This is a genomic window from Maridesulfovibrio frigidus DSM 17176 (genome assembly GCF_000711735.1).
In the GTDB taxonomy this organism is placed as follows: domain Bacteria; phylum Desulfobacterota; class Desulfovibrionia; order Desulfovibrionales; family Desulfovibrionaceae; genus Maridesulfovibrio; species Maridesulfovibrio frigidus.
The window spans coordinates 551,084-571,184 of record NZ_JONL01000001.1 but is presented as its reverse complement, the minus strand read 5'-3'; the positions used below and the strand labels follow the sequence as shown (position 1 = coordinate 571,184).

Genomic DNA, 20,101 nt, shown 5'->3' with positions numbered 1-20,101 from the left:
TATTTTTATTCAGCGGCCAGAAATGGCTCAAGTTCTGAAACTGCCTCAAACAGGAAATGGTCAATGAGTTCACAGAAAAGGTGGCCCACTGCAATATGAACTTCCTGCACGATGGCTGTGTCTTTGCTTGGAACACTTATGATGTGGTTGCAGATGGGCAGCATTTCGCCTGAACTGAAGCCAGTCATGCCGACGGTAATCATTTGTTTGCGCTTGGCTTCATTTAGTGCATTGATGACGTTGGGGCTTGTTCCTGATGTGCTGATACCGACAAGAACGTCTCCGGGGGCACCTAGGGCTGCAACCTGTTTTTCGAATATCATATCAAATGAATAATCGTTTCCGATTGATGTGATTATTGAAGTGTCGGTGGTCAGTGCTATGCCGGGGAGCGGTGGGCGCTCCAGTTTGAACCTGTTCACGAGTTCCGCTGCTAAGTGCTGGCAGTCCGCAGCGCTGCCTCCATTTCCACAAAAAAGGATTTTGGAACCTTGCGCGAGACGAACAGCCATTGCTCTTGATATTTCAACAACAAGCTGAGCATCCTGCTCAAAAAAAGCTTCACGGACTTCAAGTCCTGAGCGAGCGTGGTCGAGTACTTTTTGCAGGGCAGACTGTGACATATATTTTCCTTATGAATGTTTTACTTTGTACAATATGGAAGTTCCATTTATAGGAAATAAACTCTTGTGGCAATATGTCCAGTTTAAGCCCGCCATGTGAGATGATCTTAAGCATAATAACAAACTAAGCGATTTTGCCAACTAAAATATTGTTCGGGGTTAAAGTGAATAAATTTAAAACTGTCTTTTTTTTGTTAATGATAATTTCTTTGTCCAGTTGTGGGCTGAAAAGCGTCCCTGCTGAGTCTGCTGATTTGGATATAATGATAGGGCAGATGGTTATGGTCGGTTTCAGGGGAATGGATGCTAAGCCTAACAGTTTTATTGTCAGGGATATTACTGAGTCTAAAATAGGTGGAGTTATTCTTTTTAGCAAAGATTGCGCACTAAATAGCACAGAGCGTAATGTGTTTGACTATAAGCAAGTGAAGTTGCTTACGTCTAATCTTCAGAATCATGCCGATATACCTCTTTTGATTGCTGCGGATCAAGAAGGCGGCCTCATTTGCAGATTTGCCGCAGATAGAGGTTTTCCCACAACTTATTCTGCGGGAGAACTCGGTAATAGCGGAGACTTGAAAGCTTCATATAAAGCAGGAAAGACCATCGGAACGACTCTTCGCACAGTTGGAGTTAATGTTGATTTTGCGCCTGTTGTTGATGTTAATCGCAATGCCGCTAATCCTGTTATTTCGGCCTTGCAACGCAGTTTTTCGGATGATCCGATAATTGTTTCCGAGTTTGCGGAAGCTTTTATTGACGGATTGCATTCTGAAAATATTATTTCCTGTCTGAAACATTTTCCCGGGCACGGTAGTTCGGCTGCCGATAGTCATAAAGGATTTACTGATGTTACGGATTCATGGTCACCAGACGAGATAATTCCATTCAGCGCACTGATCAATATTAAGAAGGCTGATATGATCATGACTGCGCATATATTCAATAGTGCTCTCGATTCAAAGTACCCCGCAACTCTTTCCAGAAATGTGATCACAGGAATTCTTCGTGATGATCTGGGTTTTGAAGGTGTCATTATTACTGATGATATGCAGATGCAGGCTGTAAGTGGAGAATACGGTTTTAAAGAGGGAGTACACAAGGCTGTTGAAGCTGGTGCGGATATTCTGCTTTTTGGTAACAACCTTATATATGAACCGGGACTTGGTTCAAAGGCTGTCTCTATATTAAAAGAATTAGTTTCTGACGGTAAAATTTCCGAGCAAAGGATCAGGCAGTCGTACGACCGTATAATGCTTTTAAAACAAAGATTGCCCTTAGCTGAATATTAGCTCGAAACGGCTGGAATCATTATTGTGAAGGTGGTTCCGCGCTCTGGTGAAGATTCCACACTAAGGCTTCCTTTATGATTTTGAGTGATGATAAAATATGAAACGGATAAACCGAGACCTGTTCCGTACCCAGGGTCTTTGGTTGTGTAAAATGGTTCAAAAGCCCGTTTTCTTATGTCTTTTGTCATTCCGGGACCATTGTCCGAAACAGTGCACTTTATGATTTCACCCAAGTTTTTAATTGAAATATCAATTTTAGGGTGGTCCTTCATTTCTGCCCAATCATACATGGCTTGAGCAGAGTTTCGTAGCAAGTTGAGGAATACTTGCTCAATTTCGGTTGCTGAGCACAGAGCCGAACTCAGGTTGTCTGCATAGGATTTATTTATTGTTATTTGTTTAAAATCATACTTCTTATTGGGGTTGTAATCCTGCGTTGCCAGATCAATGGATTTGTCCATCAATGTCTTAATATCATTTAATGTCTTGCTAGAATCGCTTTTGCGGCTGAACTCAAGCATGCGTGAAACTATTTCCGCCGCACGCACTCCGGATTCAGTTATACCATCGATGGTTTGCAATATTTTGCGTTCTTCTACGTAGGCAAGAACAGAGTCTATGTCACAACCAACTTTTTTTGCAGCTTTTCTGTTCGAATCTAAGTCCGGTGAAAATCTTCTCACTATATTTTGAATGCCTTGTAAAATGCCGCCCAGCGGATTGTTGATCTCATGAGCCATACCGGCGGCAAGCCCTCCGACAGACATCATTTTTTCGGTCTGGATCATGATGTCTTCAATGCGGGCGCGTTCAGTAGCATCGTCGATTCTTATAACCGCCCCTTTTACGTCGCCCGTCAGGGGGTAGATCATAATATCTTGAAATTGTTGCTCTGCGGAAGGTAACTGCGCACGTATTTCTATTTCCGGGACTTCAGTTTCGATGGCTTTATATATTCTGGCAGAATACTTTTTCAAAAGTGGAAAGGCCGTAGAAACCTTTTTACCTAGTAGTTCATTTGATGGGATAATTGAGCTGTCTTCTGCTTTGGAGTTGAAGTGTACGATTTCACCACTGCTATTCACTCCAATAATTACTGAGGGCATGGAGTCGATAATGTTACGGATATAGTTTTTTGTCCGGAATAATTCTTCCTCTACCATTTTGCGTTCAGTAATATCCGTACCGATAGAGAGAACTTCAACAGTATGTCCGTTCTCGTCGTATACTGGGCTGTTGGTCCAGTGTACCCAGACCAAGGATCCGTTCTTACGGATATTCTGGTTCGTGCTAACCTGATTTATTTCAGGATATGCCGTAATATCCTTGATCATTTTTTCTAACTTGGAATTGCCATTCTCTGTTTTCTGAATAAGTGTCCCAACGATCTTTTTACCGACTATTTCTTCTTGCGAGAATCCGAAAAATGATTCGGCGTATTCATTAAAGAAGGAACATCTACCATCAAGATCAATTCTTAATATAATGCTGTGCGCCCTTTGAACCAAATCTCTGTATTCATGTCTTGAAGCGGCAAGCTTGTTTGAGTGGGCAGATATTTCATCTAGCAATTGCAGTATATTGCCTGCAAAAAAAGACGTTGTTAGTATATACTCTTTATTTTCCATAAAAGACATTTTATCAGCTTCAGCCTTCCAATCTACTTGTCTTATTTTTTCAGCAGCATATTCAATAGCCGGTAAATGCTTAAGTTTTTTTCCGGGCATCATCGAGACATTTGCGAGCAGTTTCTTTATGCGAATGAAGTCGTCTTCAGTGCCTGCCAAGTCCCAAGTTAGACGATTTGAACGTTTAAGAATTGCAACTACTGCTGCAAGAGCCAGTAACATAAAGAGAGTAGCTCCGTAGAACTCCGCCGAGATGTTTTTAACTGCTGAGACGGTAAACGATCCAGCTTTATAGACTTTGATTTTGGATGATGCAAAAATTCTCATTGAGGAAAACATGATCATTCTGATTTTATCTTTGCGTAGTTTGTACGTGTCTGCTGTGTGAAAAATGCAGTTGTTATTTTTGTCAAAAATAAAAAGTTCAGTTTTGTGTGGGATAACTGGAAGCAATGTTTCGGAAGATAATTCCGCGATTACAAAAGAGCTGTCTAGCCTCTTAACCATATAGAGTGTTTCGCGGTGATCCCCATTTTCGTCACCATTTTTTATTAAACCGATTTGTCCGGGTTTAAATTTATGAATGGATTTGTAGAGGGGAGTCTTTGAGATATTTTCTTCATTAGCTAAATGCGGCCTGCTATTAATTATTCTACCATCAGGGTTAATTCTGATCATAGTAATAATCCCATGATTGAGTGGGTATTTCGAATGAATGATGCTTTCAATGAATTCAATTCTTGTTGCGAAATAGCTGGACCATGTATCTGTCCTTTCATTGATGTCTTTATCTATCATCCAAAAGAATAGCATAAGCGAAAAGAGCAAACTTGTAATAAATACAGTGAGGAAGGAGCAAAGGTAGTTTCGAATTTGCTCATTGAGTTTGTGGATGCTTCGTATCTTCATTGAATTAAATAATCCAAATGGGTTTGTGAGGTTGTCTTAATGATAATTCAAAATGAAATTTTTATCAGTACGATTATGTAATTAATACTAATAAAATTAGATCAAGAAGCTTAGTTTTGTAAAGAGATTATGTTTAGTTTTACTCATATCACCTAGAGTTAAAGCTCTTTAAATATTCATAACATCCGCCGAATGTCTTTTTTATATTTCTTGTAAAACTACCATTCTTCTATCTGCCAAAGCAGGAATCTTTTTCCGTATCCAATTAGGAAAATGTTTCCTTATGCCTGCCTATGTTTCCCTTCTTTCGTAAATATATCTTTTTGTTTATTATTAAAAAATTAATATAAACAGACTCTTAATGTTATTAACTGAACCTTTCTTTTAATTAACATTTCTTTAGGCACGGCCGTTGCATCGTTCGTGGCAGAGAAAAGTTTTTTAACTGCTAACGGAGGTGAGAGTTCGGGGAAAGCATGTCTTTAGAGTGGTCATACTCAACACTTGGCTTGGTGAAGATTCTCGGAGGTTGGTAATGTGCGGGCTTAGTCTGCATAAGGAAAATTTCCCAATATGGGACAAGTGAGAATCGACGCCGTTAAAAGCTGTGCCTGCAAAGAGTCGCGGATTCATTAAGGAGTCCCGCGCATTTGTTGAAAGACTAGGCGGACACCTACGTGAGTCCGAAAGCGGGTAGTGCTGAAATGTCCTCTAAACGACGACGGTTTTTACCGGACTCTGTGGCCTAAGGCTACAAGTCTAACTGTTCCGGAGGGTACTTTATGAAATAAAGGGGAAAAATTTACATGTTAATTCAACTAGTTCTTAGGTCGAAGTGGAAGGAACCACTTAGGCGTACTTTCTTAAATAATTCAAGGAGGAATTATTATGTCGCTCGTAATTAATCACAACATGATGGCAATGAATGCTAACCGTAACCTTGGTGCAGCTTACAACGACCTTGGCGTTTCAACTCGTAGACTGTCTTCTGGTCTCCGCGTTGGATCCGCAGCAGATGATGCAGCTGGTCTCGCAATTCGCGAACTGATGCGTGCTGATGTTAAGACTTTGAATCAGGGTATGCGTAACGCAAATGATGCTATCTCTATGATCCAGACCGCTGACGGAGCGCTCGGGGTTATCGATGAAAAGTTGATTCGAATGAAGGAACTTGCCACACAGGCAGCCACCGGTACTTACAACTCTGACCAGCGTTTGATCATCGACTCTGAATATCAGGCCATGGCGTCAGAAATTACTCGTATTGCCAACGCAACTGACTTCAACGGAATTCACCTTCTTAACGGTAACTTGTCCGGTGAGAACTCTGCTCATAACGGTAATACTCTAACAGCTACCGGCCCTGTTAAGGTCCATTTCGGATCTGGTAATGACAGTGCGGAAGATTATTACTACGTCTCTATCAATACTTCTACTGCATCTGCTCTTGGTGTTGGTGCTGCCGCTGGTAACTCCATCTCCACTCAGGCTCTTGCACAGCAGTCTCTTGATAAGCTGAATAACGCAATCATATCCAAGGATAAGATTCGTGCAAACCTTGGTTCTCTCCAGAATAGACTGGAAAATACCATTACCAACCTCTCAATCCAGGCTGAAAACGTTCAGGCTTCGGAATCACGTATTTCCGATGTCGACGTCGCGACTGAAATGACTGAGTTCACTAAGAACCAGATCTTGACTCAGGCCGCAGTGGCCATGCTAGGACAGGCTAATAATATGCCGAGAATGGCAATGCAGCTCATTGGTTAATTAACCAGTGGGTGACAATACTCAGAAAGGGAGGTCCGTTAACTCGGATCTCCCTTTTCGTGTTTGCAGTTATTTTTAAATGAATGTTGCGCATTACTAATTATATATGAGCAAATTTTCACAATGTACTAAAAGTTTACTTTTTTGCAAATTTACCATATAAACATCTTCTGAATCCGAGCTTCTCGGAGCAAAGATGTTCGCTTAATACACCACTCATATCCAGAAGACTGTTTATTTTACACTTCTATGCGTACGAAAAAAAAGCAGCATCTCACGCAAATTGCGTATCCGGTGTGATCCTTCAGATGACTCACATTTAATCTGGTCAGGTATGGTTCATTGTGGGACCTACATGTGTGCCATGCCGTAGCATATCCATTTGCATTGCTTTCTGAAAAGAGAGCTATGCGCCTACACAAGGAGATAGTTTTGTCTAAAAGAACAGTATATTACATCGAAGGTGATGGTATTGGCCCAGAAGTATGGGGTCCTACACGTCCAATTATTAACGCTGCGCTTGATAAAGCGTACGGCGGTGCTAAAACACTGGACTGGCAGGAACTTCTTGCTGGTGAAAAAGCTTTTAAAGCAACCGGTGAATATCTACCTCAGGCTACTCTTGATACCTTGAAGACTGCTGATCTGGCTATGAAAGGACCTCTTCAGACTCCAGTTGGAAAAGGTTTCCGTTCCTTGAACGTTACTATCCGTCAAACTTTTGACTTGTATGCTTGTATCCGTCCTATCCAATATTTCAAGGGCATTGAATCTCCTGTCAAAAGACCTGATTTAGTTGATATTGTCGTTTTCCGTGAAAACACAGAGGACGTTTACGCTGGAATTGAGTGGAGCTCCAATTCTCCTGAAGCAAAAAGAGTCATCGACTTTTTAGTTGACGAAATGGGCGCTAAAATTGACCCCACCGCTGGAATCGGCATTAAGCCAATCACTCCAGCAGGATCAAAACGATTAGTTCGCAGAGCACTTGATTTTGCTCTTGAGCAAAACCGCGAGTCCGTAACTTTGGTTCATAAAGGTAATATCATGAAGTACACTGAGGGTGGATTCCGTCAGTGGGGTTATGATCTTGCTGAGGAAGATTACGCTGGTAGAGTTGTAAAAGAAGGCGAAGAAGCTGACGGTAAAGTTGTAATCAACGACCGTATTGCTGATGCTATGTTCCAGGAACTGCTTATGCGTCCTGAAAAATACAGCGTTCTTGCTACAACCAACCTTAACGGTGATTACCTTTCCGATGCACTGGCCGCACAGGTTGGCGGACTTGGTCTTTCACCAGGTGTTAACATGGGCGATACTCTTGCATTCTACGAGGCAACTCACGGAACAGCTCCTACCATCGCAGGAAAAGACATGGCTAACCCGGGTAGCTTGATTCTTTCCGGTGCAATGATGCTTGAGCATATCGGTTGCGGTGAAGCAGCTGAGCTGGTCAGAAATGCTGTCGAAAAAGCCTTGGCTGACAAAAAAGTTACCATTGATCTTTCAAGCCAGATCAGCGGAGCGACAACCGTAGGTTGTAAAGAGTTCGGTGAGATTATTCTCGCTAACTTGTAGATCTCAGTTATATAGATATAAAATAGAAAGCCCTCTCGATGCATGCATCGGAAGGGCTTTCCATTTTAATATTTTCAAGTTTTTTTAACTAAAGCTCACTCTTCAGTAAAAATAATCAGCTCTAACAATGCTTTCTTGTTATTCGGACTATGTTGATATTCTCGCTCTAGCATGTGAAGCAAGTGCTATTAGGGTTAACATTAGAACGGTAAATTTCATGTAGTCATCGCACTTTATCTCTTATTTTCTTTCATAAGATGCAGGATAGATTTAGGTATAGTTCCCTTAGGAATTTCATCCTCACCGTAATATTTTTTTAAGATATTGTAGTATGTTCCATTTTTCGCAATTATGCTTAATCCTTCCATAAAGTGTTCTTTTAATCTCGATTGCTCTTTTAAAATTATGAGTGAAAGAGTTGCTTTGAGCAAAGGCTTTTCAATCTTTGCAAACTCGGAAACACGATTTGGAAACAGCTTTCTAATTAAATAGTTTCCGGTCACATCTAGTGAAATTGCAAAATCAAATCGTCCGAGATTTAATTTTTTAAAATTCAGCTGTATATTTCTGACCAGGTCTGTTTTAATTTTTGCATTATCAAAAGTTTGCTGGCTACTGCTACCTCGAACATTTCCAAAAGTGTATTTTCTTAATTCATCCAGCGAGTCGAATGTAATCCTGTGTGGGAATCTACTTTTTTTATAAAAAGCCTTGAATGTGAGGTTAATAATCTCAACATGATCAACAATTACATCTTTTTCCTGCTCTTTAAACCACTCTATACTTCCTAAACAAATGGAATCCTGCTCCTGCACGACTGACCAAACATTTCTTGCCATAGGTAATAAATCATAATTTACTTTTACCGCGACAGCCTTAAAAGACTCAGTCGTAATATCTCTGAGTATTCCATATCCAAGACCGGGAATAACCTGTTTAGATATTATCGGAGGATATATTACGGAGGAAATATTTACTTCCGCATGGGCGAAGGCTCTCAGGCAAGATAAGCTAATAATAAAGAGGCTTATGAAGAATATTCCAAATGACTTGCGGGTGAGCATAGCTACTTTCATTCCTATAAATATGTAATAAGCTGATATTCTTGATATTGTAAGAGCGTCCTAAGCCCATTGAGTGTCGGGTTATTAAAATTAACATACGCTGATTTTGTTAACTATATCAACTTTAAAATATTTTAATTCTATATAACTACAAGTTTATCAGATTCATCCAAATTACAAAAAAGCCAGTCTCATTTGAGGCTGGCTTTTTTTTGAAAATTATAGGGCTAAAATATTTCAGTGATTTGTTCGCCATTCTTTATCCAAACGATGGCTGGGAGGCGCGCTCAGTTAGGAAGTTAATCCACGCTGACCTTTATCCCCTCATCAGAAGACTTCAGCTCAACGTAACAATCCGGTGTTTTTAAATTTGTACTTGTAATGGGCGCGGCTTCATCCATTCCAGCATCGGGAATGGTGCGCAAAATTAATTTTGTATTAAAAATACCTTTACCAAGGTGTATCTTTTGGCCCGGGACCAATCTGAATTGAGCAAACATCACATTGCTTTCTTCATAGCGAAGTGATCCGGCTACGGGGTAGCTGCACTTATTCTTTATGGTGACAGCTTCAGATGGTCCAGCAATGAAAATTGAGAAAAAAAATAAAAGTGAAGTGAGCAGAGTTTTCATATTTTTCCTGTTTAAAAGGCTTGATTTAAAAAACTAAACAAGAATTACTCGTGCCGTCAATCATACTTAGTTTATATTTTGCATAATATGTTTAAACATTCGTTTGTTTTATATGGTGAGACCCCTTAGTTTATACGCTTTTGTAGATAGTGAACAGTGTTGACTAAAATAAAAACTTGCGTAATGAATCATTCATTAAATGGGCACAATTATTACTGGAGATATAATATGCGTAAGGTTCAACTTTTAGTTTTATGTTTGTTCTTGTTGTCAACAGTTACAGCTTTTGCTGCTGAAGAAAAAAAAGCTCCTCAGATGCCGCCGGCTCATGTTGTGATTGCCAAATCATATTCCGGTCAAGTGGCTCCTGAGTCGGCATATATCGGTACGGTTTACTTTTCGGAAGTTTCAGATGTTGCATCAGAGGTTACCGGTAAAGTTGTGAAGGTTGAAGTTGAGGAAGGTAATCAGGTTAAAAAGGGTGATGTGCTGATCCGCCTTGGTTCAGATCTACTAAATACTGAGATTAGAGCATCCAAAGCCGCTTATGCTGAAGCCAAGGCTAATTATCAGTCAGCTCAGCGCGATAATGAACGTATCACCAAACTTTTCAAAGGTGGGTCTGTCCATGAAGGTGAATATGACTCCAAAAGATTTAGAGCGATGGCAATGGAAAGTGAAATGGCCTCTTCCATGGCCCAATTGCGCATGCTCCAAATTCAGCATTCCAAAAAGACGATCCGCGCTCCATTTGACGGAGTGGTTATTAAAAGAACCGTATATCTTGGAGAATGGATTTCACGCGGTGAAGAAGTTGCCAAAATAGGCATGAATACCAGCTATGACGTTGTCGTAAATGTTCCTCAGGATGTTTCACAGGTTGTTAAGCCGGGTCTTGAAGTTGGCATAAGTGTCGGTGGTAAAGAACTTACAGGGCAGGTCTTTGCTGTTATTCCACGCGGCGATGTTGCCAGCCGTACTTTTCCTGTAAAGATTCGGGTTCATGGTGATAACAGCCTTGCACAAGGGATGGAGGCTAGAGTTTCTCTGCCGTCCGGTCTTGCCAGCGAAACAGTTGTAGTTCCACGTGATGCAGTGATCTCTATGCGCGGCGCAACAATGGTGATTATCATTGTCGACGGCAAAGCAACTCCTGTTCCTGTTCAGGTTATTGGGTACAAAGGCATGAATGCCGGAGTGCGCGGTAAGGGTTTAGCTGCTGATATGGACGTTGTTGTTAAGGGAAATGAAAGACTAAGGCCCGGACAGGCTGTAGTCATTGATAATAAGTAGTTACCATCTGTCTGGAGTTTAAACGTTATGGATTTTGTAAAATTTTCAATTGAGAAGCCCGTATCAATAATGGTGGGAGTTATCCTGCTGGTGCTTTTCGGTACCCTTGCTCTTACGGGGCTTCCTTACCAGCTTTCACCGACAGTTACTGAACCTGAAATTACGGTTGAAACTGTTTGGAATGGAGCGACTCCATATGAGATCGAGCGCGATATCATTGAGGAACAGGAAAATGTTCTGAAAGGTGTTACGGGCTTGCTGGAAATGGAGTCTGAGTGCTTCAACAATTTGGGGCGCATCTCACTGAGATTTAAAATTGGTACCAATGTTGATGATGCTTTGCTCAGGGTTTCCAATAAACTGAATGAAGTTAAGAAATATCCTGCTGATTCTGACAGGCCAGTTATTACCGCCACAGGCGCGGCAACTTCCCCCGTCATTTGGATGATTTTCAAGGTGAAGGACGGTAGCACCGCTCGCATCGATGAATTTGCCACGTATTTTGAAAACGATGTGCGGCAATATCTTGAGCGTGTTGATGGTGTCGCGGACCTGTTTATTGGTGGTGGTACCAAAAAAGAGATGCATGTCATAATTGCTCCTGAAAAGCTGGCTGCATATAATCTTACAATCGCGAAAGTTACGGAAGTTCTTAAAAGCGAAAATACGAATGTTTCAGCCGGTAACATGGGGGTAGGTAGAAGGGATTACCGTATCCGCACCACATCTGAATTTCGTTCACCCGCAGAAATTGAGGCTGTCGTAATTACTTCTTCTGGCCAGCAGAGAGTAACCATTGGCGATGTCGGCAAGGTCTTGCCCGGCTTCAAAAAAGCCGATGTAGCTATGTACAATAATGGAGTTCCCGGGATTGCTATCGGCGTAAAGCCTGAGCCTGGGGCAAACGTTCTTGATGTTACCCGCGATGTACGTGCTGTTGTTGATTCCCTAAACGAAGGAATGTTAGCTAAAGAAGGCGTGTATTTGGACTGGGTTTACGATCAGGCTCCGTACATTATGGGAGCTATTGATCTGGTAAAACAGAACATCATAATCGGTGGTATTCTAGCCATTATTGTTTTGCTCATCTTTTTGCAGTCATTATCGTCTACAATCATCGTTGCCATCGCTATACCTATTTCGGTGGTAGGTTCCTTCATTGTTTTTGGAGGGTTAGGAAGATCTTTAAATATTGTAAGTATGTCCGGCATTTCCTTTGCGGTGGGGATGTTAGTAGATAACGCCATCGTAGTTTTGGAAAATATTGATCGACATCGAAGTATGGGCAAGCCTCCGTACAAAGCGGCCTATGACGGAGCAAGTGAAGTTTGGGGCGCGGTTTTGGCCTCTACACTTACCACCGTTGCCGTATTCCTTCCTGTTGTATTTATTGAGGAAGAAGCAGGGCAGCTATTCAAAGATATCGCCATTGCGGTAACATGTGCTATTTCTTTGTCTTTGTTTGTATCTGTTTCCGTAATTCCCATGCTTGCAAAGCAGTTCTATTCACTTTCCGGTAAAGAGAAAAAAGTCAGAAACAATGTCCTTACCAGACTTGGTGCAAAATGTTCCAACTGGATCATGGCAGTGCTTGAGCTTTCCATTCGAAACTGGATGACAAGGATTTCAACCGTCGTGATTCTGGTGGTAGCATCGGCTTTGCTAGTGATTTCCTTCTTCCCGAAAATGGAATATCTGCCGCAGGGAAATAGAAACTTGGTTTTGTCAATCTTGATTCCACCACCGGGCCTTTCGTATGAAGAACGTGATTCCATCGGAGAATTTATTTCTTCGCAGGTTGAACCACATATGCATAAGGAGAAAGATGGCTTTCCCGCAATTGATCAGCTATTTTATGTATCAGCACCCACCATTAATCTTTTCGGAGCAATTTCCGAGGATGAGGAACGCCCTGCTGAATTAATACCGCTTTTTGGTAAGATTATGAATTCAATCCCCGGTATGTTCGGGGTTAGTATTCAGGCCTCAATCTTTGAGTCCGGTCTCGGTAAAGGGCGTATGGTTGCGGTAGACTTTAGTGGATCTGATATGAATCGTCTTATTGCTGCTGCCGGAACGATGTTTGGTATGGCAAGAGGCGCTGTGCCGGGTGCGCAGGTCAGGCCTATTCCTTCGCTCGAAATGCTTTACCCTGAGGTAAGAATTGTACCTGATCGTGATAGAGTCCGCGCGGCAGGAATGACTAGCCGTGAGATGGGTGATGCAATTGATGTTTTGATGGATGGTCGCAAGATTGGTGATTATAAAGAAGAAGGCAAAAAGAAAATAGATTTGAAATTAAAAGCATCAGAAGCAGGAGTCAGCACACCGGAAGAACTTTTCAGTTCACTGATTGCTACTCCACAAGGTTGGGCTGTACCGATTTCATCGCTATCCAATATAGAAAGGACTTACGGGATTACTCAGATTCGCCACTTAGAAAGGCAGAGGACCGTGACTTTGCAGATTACGCCTCCTAAATCTATGCCGCTTGAAGAAGCTATGGACATCATTCAGAATAACCTCATCCCGAAAGTAAGGGAGATGGGACTTCTTGAAGATGTAAACGTAAGAATGAGTGGGGCGGCAGACAAGCTGACCCAGACTCGTGAGGCGATGCAGTGGAACTTCTTGCTGGCAATTATCATCACATACCTACTTATGGCGGCTCTGTTCGGGAACTTCATTTACCCGTTTATTATCCTGCTGACTGTACCTCTAGCGGGCGCAGGTGGATTCTTAGGATTACAACTCGAAAACATATTCATAGCACCGCAGCCGCTTGACGTGCTGACGATGCTAGGTTTCGTTATCCTAATCGGGGTAGTGGTAAATAACGCTATTCTCATTGTGCATCAGTCGCTGAACAATGTGCGACAAGGCGGAATGGATCACAAAGAGGCAGTACTTGACGCGACGAGGTCGAGGCTAAGGCCAATTTACATGTCAGCGACAACATCGATTTTCGGAATGTTGCCACTGGCTATTGCACCCGGCCCAGGTTCGGAACTCTACCGAGGGTTAGGAGCCGTTGTACTAGGCGGACTCGCGCTATCTACTGTATTCACAGTGTTCATGATTCCCGCGCTACTGATGTTCTTTATTAAGATGGAGAAGATTGGTGGGGAGAAATTCGAGGGGTAAGGGGGTTAAAAAATAATAATCTAGCACCTTGAGTAACAGGGCTTGATATTGTACTTATATTCCCATCGGCAAGATTTCTTGGCGGTGGGAATTTTTTTATAATCTGCTTGGAGAATCCTATTATGTACGTTGAAAAACTATCTCTTAAGAATTTTCGCGGTATCCGCGATTTAGATATTGAATTTGATAAACGATTGAATGTGCTTGTTGGGGATAATGGTTGCGGTAAATCGACTATTCTTGTTGCTATTGTCCGAGGACTTATAGGGTCTCGTTTAAATCATGTTGCAGGCGACGAGCGTACGTCTCTTGAGAATATGCTGCAAATACAGCCATTTGATATTTTCAATTCGACTGATCACGCTCTTCGTACTCTTTGTTTTAACCGAGAAGGTAAGTCTATATCTGTAACTGGTAGCAGCTCTCCAGATGACTTTAAAAGTACTTTAAAAGACGAATTTTCTCGTGTAGATTTTATTGAACGTGCTTATTTTCCCGCAGAAAGAGGAGTTGGCTTTTCAGATTCTCCACCAGATAGTCACATAAGAGAGGTTGTCAGAAAAGACTCTAGACTTAATTTGATGCTAGTAAATAATGCTTCCTACTCTTATGCATTTGATTGGATTAAGACTCAGGAAGATTTTGAAAATGCAGCCTTTCGTTCTTATGTTGATGACGGAAATCAGCCTAAGACCTTTAATTTGAACCCTAAATTGCAGGCTGTAAAGCAGGTTGTTGAAAATATTACCGGACTATCAAGGATTACTTATAGTAATACAAAGAATTCTGTAGAAGTAGTTAAGGGCATTGGAGATAAACGTATTTCCCTCACGTTGGATCAGCTGTCATTAGGAGAACATGTTTTTGTTGGATTGATTGCCGCTATTGCAGTGAGTGTTGTTATTGATGTGGTTGATGGAACTAATCCATTGGAAGCTGAACATATACTAATTATCGATGAAATAGATCTCCACTTGCATCCTAAATGGCAACGTAAAGTTATTCCGGCCTTGCTTGAAAATTTTCCTAAATGTCAGTTTATAGTTACAACTCATTCTCCGCAAATTCTTAGTGAAGTTTCGGCTGATAATATTATTTCTTTATATCGAGATGCGAATGGTGATATTCAATATGAAAAGCCTGTTAGAAGTAAAGGGTTGAGCGTCTCAGATGTGTTGACTGAAGTTATGGGGCAGGATGAATTTACGGAGAGCTTGGAAACTGATCTTGAAGCAATATATGAATATATTGAAGATGAAAAATTTGACGATGCCAGAGATCTAATTAAAAAGAATGAGATTGAATTTGGTGAAATTCCGGCATTGATTGAGGCTCGTACTATGCTGGAACTATCAGAGTAATTCGCATGCTGAATATTCATAAAAACTCTGAGCCTCAGGAAGTTCTTGATTGGAAACGAGATAATAGCGAATTAATAGATTTTGATAACTACACTGGTGATTTTAACGACGATATTACTCCGCAAGCAAAACAAGCTCTTCAAGAAGAATTATGTAAAGAGCAGGGCTATCTTTGTTGCTACTGTATGAACAGGATTTATCCTAACTCAATGCGGCTTGAGCATTGGCAATGCCAACATAATTATCCAGAAAAAAAGTTTACCTATTCGAATATGCTTGGAGCTTGTTGTGGTAATGAAGGCAGCGGATCGGCTGTTGAACATTGTGATGTAAAAAAAGGAGATGGGGCACTTCGGTGTCATCCCGCACGGGATAGAGTTGAGGATTCAATTAAGTATAGCCCTGATGGAACTATTTCTTCAGATGACACCCAGTTTAATACTGAGCTAAGTGGTGTGTTAAATCTAAATGTTCCTTTTTTAAAATCAAATAGGAGTTCTATCGTCAAGCGCCTTCTAAAGGAACTGCCTAAACGTGGAACTTGGACTGAGCAGAAGTTGCGAAGAAAAATCGAAGAATACCAATCTCACAATGCTGAAGGTCAGCTACGCCCGTATTGCGGAGTAGTTCTTTATTTTTTGAAGAAACGTCTTCGAAATGTAAGATAGTATACCAGACTTTTTACATTATTAAGTTAGATGTTTTTACGCTTATAATAATATTTAAATAGCCCTGTGAACCAAAGTTCGCAGGGCTATTTAAATTTCAAATCTATTTAAATTCTTTCACATACTTCTCAAATCTATTCATGCCTTCTTCCAAATTCTCAATAGAGTTGGCGTATGAAAATCTGATGAACCCTTCTGCACCTTCGCCGAAATCGATACCGGGCGTTACGCCTATTTCTGCTTTTTCGAGAATATCGAAGGCTAGCTTGTAGGAGCTTCCTTCGAATTTTTCCGCATAGGATTTCATGTTAACCAATATGTAGAATGCTCCGGTGGGTTCGACTTTGATATCGAATCCTATTTCGCGTAGTCGTTTGACTAGAAACTTGCGGCGTTCGTTGTAAATGTCTTTGATGCGGTTAACGTCATCCCATGATTCAGTTAGGGCGGCTACTCCGGCCCATTGAGCCATTGTGTTGGCTGATATGAAAAAGTTCTGACAAAGTTTCTGTAATGGCCGTACGTACTTTTTGGGCGCGATTAAATAACCGAGTCTCCAGCCTGTCATTGCGAATAGCTTTGAGAAGCCGTTTAAGACGAATGCATGGTCTGTGTACTCGAGGATGGAATGCTCCTGCTCGCCGTAAACTAAGCCGTGGTAAATTTCATCTGATATAATCCAAGGTCCTAATTCTGCTATCTTTTTCATGTTCTCTGGAGAAAGAAGCGTGCCTGTAGGGTTGGATGGAGAGTTGATTAGAATAGCTTTAGTTTTGTCTGTGATGACTTTCTTTATTTCTTCAGGACGGAACTGAAATCCATCGTCTTCACTTGTAAGTACTTTTACTGGATTGGCTCCAGCAAAATTTATGAAATTGTCGTAGCAAGCATAGCAAGGGTCAGATGTGATGACATTGTCGCCCTGATCGAGGATGAATGTGAACAGTAGGAGCATGGCAGGGGATGTGCCTTGAGTCACAATTATTTGGCCCGGATCAACATCTACATTGTATCTTTCTTTATGGTATTTGCTGATGGCGTCGCGCAGTTCTGGAATGCCGAGGCTGTGCGTGTAATGTGTCTCACCTTTATCTAGGGCTTCGCAGCACGCCTTTTTGATGCATTCGGGGGTGTCGAAATCAGGCTCCCCTATTTCCATGTGAATTATATTTTTGCCTTCGCGTTCCATTTTCTGTGCCGCTTCAAGGACATCCATGACCAGAAAAGGCGTGATCTCGCAGGCGCGCTTAGAAATACATTCCATGATAAACTCCTTATTAAACTGCGATCAGTCCGCATATATGTGACTAATTGATAATGAATACTTTGTTGTGTGCCGTTTCGAAACGGATGTATACAGTCTCAGAACGGTAAGTGCAATAAGCTTGCTCATGTTCGCCTGCTGGAGTAACTACTCACGCCATATGTTGACTGGAAAATATTTTAATGACGCGGTTTGCCGATGAAAATCCTTCTGATCGATAACAACGACAGTTTTACAAATAACCTCGAGCACCTGCTGGTCAGAGAAATTGTAGGGGCGAGGGTTCTTGTTGTTTCGCACTTAGATGTTTTGCCGTGTGCGGATAATCTTGTTGACGAGCATACTCAGTTATCCTTTGATGTCGATAAATTCGATCTACTTGTTCTGTCACCCGGTCCTGGTACGCCGCAGGATTACCGTGGCTATGGCGCTTTGCTCAACTCTGGTAAACCTGTGCTGGGTATATGTCTCGGTATGCAGATTCTTAATGAGCATTTCGGCGGAAAAACTTCGCGCTTAGAAGGTTGTTTTCATGGTCGCACTGAGAAGATAGACTTCGCTGGTCACCATTTAGCCGTGGCCAGATATCATTCCCTTTATTGCGAAATAGTAGGGCAGGGGCTTGAAGTTATTGCCGCAAATAATCAGTATGTACCAATGGCAATAGCCCACAATGAGCGCCCTTTGCTTGGATATCAATTTCATCCAGAATCCTTTTTAACAGAAGATGCCGGAGTTTTTATTGACTACGCCCTCGATTTTTTCGGAATCAGTCAGCTTTGACAGATTCCGCGAAATTGCGTCTCATTTTGTAAAATTACATAATGCTGACGTCCTTTTGACCTCTCCGGGATTCGGTGAATGCGGACGAAGTTTTATCGCACTGTTTCCTGATGGAGAGTTAGTTGTTAGCGCTGAGTCGCTGGATGGCTCTTCAGTTGATTCTTTCGCTGACTCAATTGTGCAGGGCGTTAAATCTTTCGCCTTTTCAGATGACAGGCCGACCATCGGATATGTCAGCTATGAATGCGGACAGGCTGTGCGCTCCGTAGCGACTGCGAAGTCTACACAGTATCCGTTTGTTCATCTCAAAAAGTATAAGGCCGTATTGGTATATGATGAAGCTCAGTCCCGTATAAAATGTTTGTGTGCTGATGACGCACTTTCATTATCTCTCGTTCAAGAATCACATAAGGCTGGCAGTATTATTGATACTGACTTGCCGAGTATTGCCATTCAAGATGTGAGTATGTCGCTTAATCAGAGCGAGTATGAAGGTGGTGTGCGAGACACTTTAGAGTATATTAAAGACGGTCTTACTTATCAGCTTAATCTTTCTACAATGTTTAGTATTAGAATCGATGGACTTGACCCCGCTGTATGGTTTTTCGAGCTAAATAAGAATTTTCCTGCACCATATTATGCAATGTTTCAAAGCGGTGATAAGCAGATTATTTCAACCTCTCCCGAATTGTTTCTGCGCGTTGATAATGGCAAGGTCACATCTGAACCCATCAAAGGTACGCTGCACTTCGATGAGTATTCTACAGAGCTTGAAGATAAATTAAAGTCATCTCCGAAAGAAGACGCAGAGCTTTCTATGATTGTGGATCTCGTGCGAAATGATATTTCAGCTGATTGTAAGTACGGATCAGTGGTCGTAGATAATCATAAGTCCGTGTTTGCCGTGGATAAACTGCTCCAGATGTACAGCCGAGTGCGCGGAGAACTTACGGAAGGGCGTGATTGTATAGATCTATTTTTCAACGCTTTTCCCGGTGGGTCAATCACAGGATGTCCGAAGAAAAGTTCAATGGAGCTAATTGAGAAACTTGAGCCGCATGGTCGCGGGCCGTACTGCGGAAGTGTCGTTGTTATCAACGGGCCACAGGATATGGTCTCATCAATTTCGATCAGGACGGCGGTGTATGATCTGGCGACAAAGGATCTTACATACTGGGCTGGAAGCGGAATTGTTATCGATTCAGATCCCGAAGCAGAGTATCTGGAGACCATTGCCAAGGCTGGAAAAATTTTAAATCCATCGCAGAGTTAAGTTGGAGGATTCATGATTTATTATAAAAATGGTAAACTGGCCGAAGATTCAGTTCAAATGGATTTATCGCAGCCGGGGTTCAGAACGGGATATGGTTTTTTCGAAACGCTTGCGTGGAACGGAAGCAAGGTTTGCCATTTGGATTTGCACCTAGAGCGTGCTCGTGCAAGTCTCAAAAAATTTAAGATAATCGAAGAAGCAATTGATTACGGGCAGATCATCGCAGAAGTTGTTGGAGTTAACGGGCTTCTAAAAAGTTTCGCGCGCGTAAATATATTTTTCCCTTCAGAGGGTGGCAGGACTGTTCCCGTGGTTACCGCTGTTCCGCATCAGTACAAGCCGGATCTAGTCTGGTCGCTTATGCCCGCTAAAGAAGTCTTCCTGACACCGCTTATGCGTCATAAAAGTATGAACCGGATGGATTACCTTAACGCGTGGCAGTCCGCTCATGGTGAAGGGTTTAATGACGGGCTGCTACATGATTTCGAAGGTCGAGTGCTTGAGTCTTCGTTTGCCTCCCTACTCTTTCAAAAGGGCGATCGCTACATAGAGCCTCAGACAGAATACAAATTGCCGGGTACTTCGCAAATTGTGGCTTCTAAGTGTATTCATATTGAAGCTGAGTCAGTGTATTTAAAATCCGTAAATAAATTTGATCATGTGTTTGCGCTGAATTCACTAGGTGGAATGATCCCTATTTCAGCAATCGGGGATGTTCAGTTTGATGTCAAACATGATGTTGCTGATAAAATTACAAATCATATACTTGAGCTTACTTAATTTACATTGAAGTCTCATTGCTAATTTACAAGGAACAAA

The 20,101-nt window shown here is 41.7% G+C and carries 15 protein-coding genes; 10 read left to right on the top strand and 5 right to left on the bottom strand.

Annotated features, from left to right (window positions below):
* Nucleotides 1–5: 5 nt before the first annotated feature.
* On the bottom strand, nt 6–623 hold the full coding sequence (locus BR06_RS0102730) for a D-sedoheptulose 7-phosphate isomerase (RefSeq protein WP_031479878.1): 618 nt from the start codon (nt 621–623) through the stop codon (nt 6–8).
* Between the two features lie 164 nt (nt 624–787).
* Between BR06_RS0102730 and BR06_RS0102725 the strand changes: the two genes are divergently transcribed.
* On the top strand, nt 788–1,915 hold the full coding sequence (locus BR06_RS0102725; RefSeq protein WP_031479876.1) for a glycoside hydrolase family 3 protein: 1,128 nt from the start codon (nt 788–790) through the stop codon (nt 1,913–1,915).
* On the opposite strand, the gene BR06_RS0102720 is transcribed toward BR06_RS0102725, so the two are convergent.
* The gene (locus BR06_RS0102720; RefSeq protein WP_031479874.1) at nt 1,912–4,452 is read right to left on the bottom strand and encodes a PAS domain S-box protein; all 2,541 of its coding nucleotides are present in this window, start codon (nt 4,450–4,452) and stop codon (nt 1,912–1,914) included. The genes BR06_RS0102725 and BR06_RS0102720 overlap by 4 nt on opposite strands.
* Before the next feature lie 888 nt (nt 4,453–5,340).
* On the opposite strand from BR06_RS0102720, the gene BR06_RS0102715 reads away from it, so the two are divergent.
* Together BR06_RS0102715 and icd are read left to right on the top strand one after the other, a co-directional pair.
* Nucleotides 5,341–6,222 (top strand): flagellin N-terminal helical domain-containing protein, encoded by an 882-nt coding sequence (locus BR06_RS0102715; protein ID WP_031479872.1) that lies wholly within the window; start codon nt 5,341–5,343, stop codon nt 6,220–6,222.
* A gap of 432 nt (nt 6,223–6,654) precedes the next feature.
* Entirely contained in the window at nt 6,655–7,800 is a 1,146-nt protein-coding gene (gene icd, locus BR06_RS0102710; RefSeq protein WP_156952635.1) for an NADP-dependent isocitrate dehydrogenase, read from the top strand.
* 233 nt (nt 7,801–8,033) lie between these two features.
* On the opposite strand, the gene BR06_RS0102705 is transcribed toward icd, so the two are convergent.
* Both BR06_RS0102705 and BR06_RS0102700 read right to left on the bottom strand, forming a co-directional pair.
* A complete protein-coding gene (locus tag BR06_RS0102705; protein ID WP_031479868.1) occupies nt 8,034–8,864 on the bottom strand; it encodes a substrate-binding periplasmic protein in 831 nt (276 codons plus the stop codon).
* 299 nt (nt 8,865–9,163) lie between these two features.
* On the bottom strand, nt 9,164–9,496 hold the full coding sequence (locus tag BR06_RS0102700; protein WP_031479866.1) for a hypothetical protein: 333 nt from the start codon (nt 9,494–9,496) through the stop codon (nt 9,164–9,166).
* 228 nt (nt 9,497–9,724) lie between these two features.
* On the opposite strand from BR06_RS0102700, the gene BR06_RS0102695 reads away from it, so the two are divergent.
* The 4 genes from BR06_RS0102695 (at nt 9,725) to BR06_RS0102680 (ending at nt 15,962) form a co-directional block, all read left to right on the top strand.
* Entirely contained in the window at nt 9,725–10,789 is a 1,065-nt protein-coding gene (locus BR06_RS0102695) for an efflux RND transporter periplasmic adaptor subunit (protein ID WP_031479864.1), read from the top strand.
* Between the two features lie 27 nt (nt 10,790–10,816).
* A complete protein-coding gene (locus BR06_RS0102690) occupies nt 10,817–13,933 on the top strand; it encodes an efflux RND transporter permease subunit (RefSeq protein WP_031479862.1) in 3,117 nt (1,038 codons plus the stop codon).
* Nucleotides 13,934–14,055: 122 nt separating this feature from the next.
* On the top strand, nt 14,056–15,294 hold the full coding sequence (locus BR06_RS0102685) for an AAA family ATPase (protein WP_031479860.1): 1,239 nt from the start codon (nt 14,056–14,058) through the stop codon (nt 15,292–15,294).
* 5 nt (nt 15,295–15,299) lie between these two features.
* Nucleotides 15,300–15,962, top strand: a complete 663-nt coding sequence (locus BR06_RS0102680) for a retron system putative HNH endonuclease (protein WP_051676868.1) — start codon at nt 15,300–15,302, stop codon at nt 15,960–15,962.
* Nucleotides 15,963–16,065: 103 nt separating this feature from the next.
* Here the strand turns inward: BR06_RS0102680 and BR06_RS0102675 are convergent, their stop codons facing one another.
* Nucleotides 16,066–17,226 (bottom strand): pyridoxal phosphate-dependent aminotransferase, encoded by a 1,161-nt coding sequence (locus BR06_RS0102675; protein WP_031479856.1) that lies wholly within the window; start codon nt 17,224–17,226, stop codon nt 16,066–16,068.
* Between the two features lie 198 nt (nt 17,227–17,424).
* Here BR06_RS0102675 and BR06_RS0102670 point away from each other — a divergent pair, with 198 nt between their 5' ends.
* Genes BR06_RS0102670 through BR06_RS0102660 form a run of 3 tightly spaced genes read left to right on the top strand, consistent with a single transcriptional unit; the run spans nt 17,425 to nt 20,062 of the window.
* Complete coding sequence (locus BR06_RS0102670; protein ID WP_031479854.1) at nt 17,425–18,009, top strand: aminodeoxychorismate/anthranilate synthase component II; 585 nt, start codon at nt 17,425–17,427, stop codon at nt 18,007–18,009.
* Nucleotides 17,969–19,282: an anthranilate synthase component I family protein gene (locus BR06_RS0102665; protein WP_031479852.1), complete on the top strand. Its 1,314-nt coding sequence runs from the start codon at nt 17,969–17,971 to the stop codon at nt 19,280–19,282. The genes BR06_RS0102670 and BR06_RS0102665 overlap by 41 nt, the downstream gene beginning before the upstream one ends.
* A gap of 12 nt (nt 19,283–19,294) precedes the next feature.
* A complete protein-coding gene (locus BR06_RS0102660; RefSeq protein WP_031479850.1) occupies nt 19,295–20,062 on the top strand; it encodes an aminotransferase class IV in 768 nt (255 codons plus the stop codon).
* Nucleotides 20,063–20,101 lie beyond the last annotated feature (39 nt).